The 2905-nt window shown below is 71.2% G+C and carries 3 protein-coding genes and 1 pseudogene; 1 reads left to right on the forward strand and 3 read right to left on the reverse strand.

Annotated elements, in window-relative coordinates:
* Positions 1 to 238 (forward strand): annotated as a pseudogene (locus A5646_RS26330) (hypothetical protein); the annotation flags it as partial.
* A gap of 73 nt (positions 239 to 311) precedes the next feature.
* Here A5646_RS26330 and A5646_RS26335 read toward each other — a convergent pair.
* The 3 genes from A5646_RS26335 to A5646_RS26345 all read right to left on the reverse strand — a co-directional run.
* The gene (locus tag A5646_RS26335; protein ID WP_067025393.1) at positions 312 to 1064 is read right to left on the reverse strand and encodes a class I SAM-dependent methyltransferase; all 753 of its coding nucleotides are present in this window, start codon (positions 1062 to 1064) and stop codon (positions 312 to 314) included.
* On the reverse strand, positions 1061 to 1756 hold the full coding sequence (hemQ, locus tag A5646_RS26340; protein ID WP_066860656.1) for a hydrogen peroxide-dependent heme synthase: 696 nt from the start codon (positions 1754 to 1756) through the stop codon (positions 1061 to 1063). Before hemQ ends, A5646_RS26335 begins: the two co-directional genes overlap by 4 nt.
* Before the next feature lie 5 nt (positions 1757 to 1761).
* The coding region (locus A5646_RS26345) for a protoporphyrinogen oxidase (protein ID WP_067025395.1) at positions 1762 to 2905 on the reverse strand (1144 nt) is incomplete at its 5' end.

A 2905-nucleotide genomic window follows, 5' to 3' on the forward strand; every position in this document is an offset into this window, starting at 1 on the left:
TGTCGCGATATCCGCGACGGATGAGCGCACGGCGCACGCGGCCCACAACGTCGTCCGGCTTGTCGTCGGCGATCACCATCGCACGAACCGCAAGCAGTACGCGCGTGACCAGAGCCGGCTACGCAAGCTCGATGACCTGGGGTGGATGGTCGTCCGGGTGATCGCCGACGACAAGCCGGACGACGTTGTGGGCCGCGTGCGCCGTGCGCTCATCCGTCGCGGATATCGCGACACTTAACCAGTTGCGACGACACGCCGAAAAGGATCGCAGCAGGTTAAGTTTCGCGGCATGGGGAGGGCGCGGACGGGCGTCAGTCCACCCGGGTGGCGTGCACTTCCCAGAACGGGGCGTGCGCCCGTTGACCCTCGAGCCACGGCTCGATCACCCGGAAGCGCTCCAGCAGCTTCTCGGCCTGATCGGCGATGTCGGGGTTGCGTTGGGCCATCGCCTCGATGGACTCGACGCTGACGTTGACCCGATACGTGGTGGTGCCCAGATAGGTGATCTCCCAGCCGCCGTCCGGAAGCACGTCACGAAAGTCGTTCTCGGACAACGACCGCAGCATCTTGAAGCCATTGACGTTGTGTTCGCCGAACTCGTACATGTACAGCCGGGCACCGGGCTTGGTGGCGCGGTGCAGCGCCCGCACGTACGAACTGCGCAGCTCGGGCTCGGTGCTGAAGGTGTGGTAGAAGGCGCAGTCGACCACCGTGTCGAACCGGCCGTCGAACCCGTCCAGCTTGGTGGCGTCGGCCAGCTCGAAATTGACCGTCACACCGGCCTTTTGGGCGTTCTCGCGGGCGCGCTCGATGGCGGTCGCCGAGCCGTCGATGCCGGTCGCCGAAAACCCCTTGGACGCGTAGTAGATGGCGTGGTGGCCCGGTCCGGTCCCCGGGTCGAGCACCTCGCCCTTGACCGCCCCGAGCGCGACGAGCTGCTGGACCACCGGCTGCGGGCCGCCGATGTCCCACGGTGTGGCGGCCGGCAGGCCGTGCGACGTCCGCTGGTCGCGGTACATCTCCTCGAAGCGGGTCGGGTCGTTGGGGTCGAAAGGCGTTGTCATGGCAGCGCATTCACCAGCTGCTCGACGGGCACCCGGGGGCCGGTGAAAAACGGCGTCTCCTCGCGGGTGTGCCGGCGGGCGTCGGTGGCACGCAGCTCGCGCATCAGGTCGACGATGCGGTGCAGTTCGGGAGCCTCGAAGGCCAAAATCCACTCGTAGTCCCCGAGCGCGAAGGCCGGGACGGTGTTGGCGCGCACGTCCTTGTACTCGCGCGCGGCCATGCCGTGCTCGGCGAGCATGCGGCGGCGCTCGTCGTCGGGCAGCAGGTACCACTCATAGGACCGCACAAAGGGATACACGCAGATGTAGGCGCCGGGCTCCTCGCCGGCCAGAAACGCCGGGATGTGGCTCTTGTTGAATTCGGCCGGCCGATGCAGCGCCACGCTGCTCCACACCGGGGCGCTGACCCGCCCGAGCGCCGTCGTGCGCCGGAAGTCGGCGTAGGTGGCCTGCAGCGCCTCGACGCGCTCGGCGTGGGTCCAGATCATGAAGTCGGCGTCGGCCCGCAGACCCGCGACGTCGTAGAGGCCGCGCACCACGACGCCGCGCTCCTCCTGCTGCTTGAAGAACGTCGACGCCTCATCGATGACGTCGCCGCGCTGGTCGCCCAGCTCACCCGGCTCGACGGAGAACACCGAGAACATCAGGTAGCGGATCTGGGAATTGAGCGAGTCGTAGTCGAGCTTGGCCATGAAACCTATCGTGCCACTTGCGCGTCGAAGCCTCCGATGGCCCCGATCACCCGCTCCGCCGCGCGCCCGGCCGCGCCCACGCAGGCCGGCACGCCGATGCCGTCCAGGTAGCTGCCGGCCACCGCCAGCGTCGGGGGCAGCCCCGCGCGCAACTCGGCGACCAGCTCGGCGTGGCCGGGGCCGTACTGCGGCATCGCGTCGATCCAGCGCTGGATGCGGGCGTCGACGGGGTCGACGGTCAGACCGAACACGGTGGCCAGGTCGCCCAGCGCCCAGCTCAGCAGCTCGTCGTCGGGGGTGTCCGCCGCGACGCGATCGCCGAACCGCCCGAACGACAGCCGCAACAGCTGCGCGTCGCCGCGGACCCCCCATTTGCGCGACGACAGCGTGATGGCCTTGGCCCGCAGCCGCTCACCGGTCGCCACCAGCACGCCCGAACACTGCGGGAACGCCGTGTCGCCGGGCACGGCCAGCGCCATCACCACCGACGAGGCGCTGGTGATGCGTCCGGCCGCGGCGGCGCTGCGGGGGGCGATCGCGGCCAGCAGGCGGGCACACTCCCCCGCCGGGACGGCCAGGATCACCGCGTCGGCGGGCCAGCGAGTGCCGGCGTCGTCGACCACCGCCCAGCCGGCGGCGGGCTCCAGCCGCGAGACCGCGGCGCGCACCCGGCGCGGGCGACCGCGCGCCACGAGCTCGTCGATCAGCACCTGGTAGCCGCCCTCGAGCGCCCCGAACACCGGCGCGCCGGTGGCCGGCGGCAGCGCCTGCCGGACGGCGTCGGTCAGGCTGGTCGCGCCGCGGTCCAGGGCCGCGGCGACCGTCGGGGCCGCCGCGCGCAGCCCGATGGTGGCCGACGAGCCCGCATACACCCCGCTCAGCAGGGGATCCACCGACCGCGACACCACCTGGTCGCCGAACCGCTCGCCCACCAGGTCGGCCACCGCAGGGTCGCTGCCCGCCCGCCACGCCAGCGGGTGGCTGGGTTCGGCCTCGACCCGGGCCACCGTGGCCTCGTCGACCAGTCCCGCCACTGAGGCCGCCGACGACGGGATCCCGACGACGGTGCCCACGGGCAGCGGCCGTAACTCCTGGCGGCTGTAGATCAGTGGGCGTGCGCCGGTCGAAACCCGCAGGCGCTCAGTCAGA

Source organism: Mycobacterium sp. 1245499.0, from assembly GCF_001673615.1.
In the GTDB taxonomy this organism is placed as follows: domain Bacteria; phylum Actinomycetota; class Actinomycetes; order Mycobacteriales; family Mycobacteriaceae; genus Mycobacterium; species Mycobacterium europaeum_A.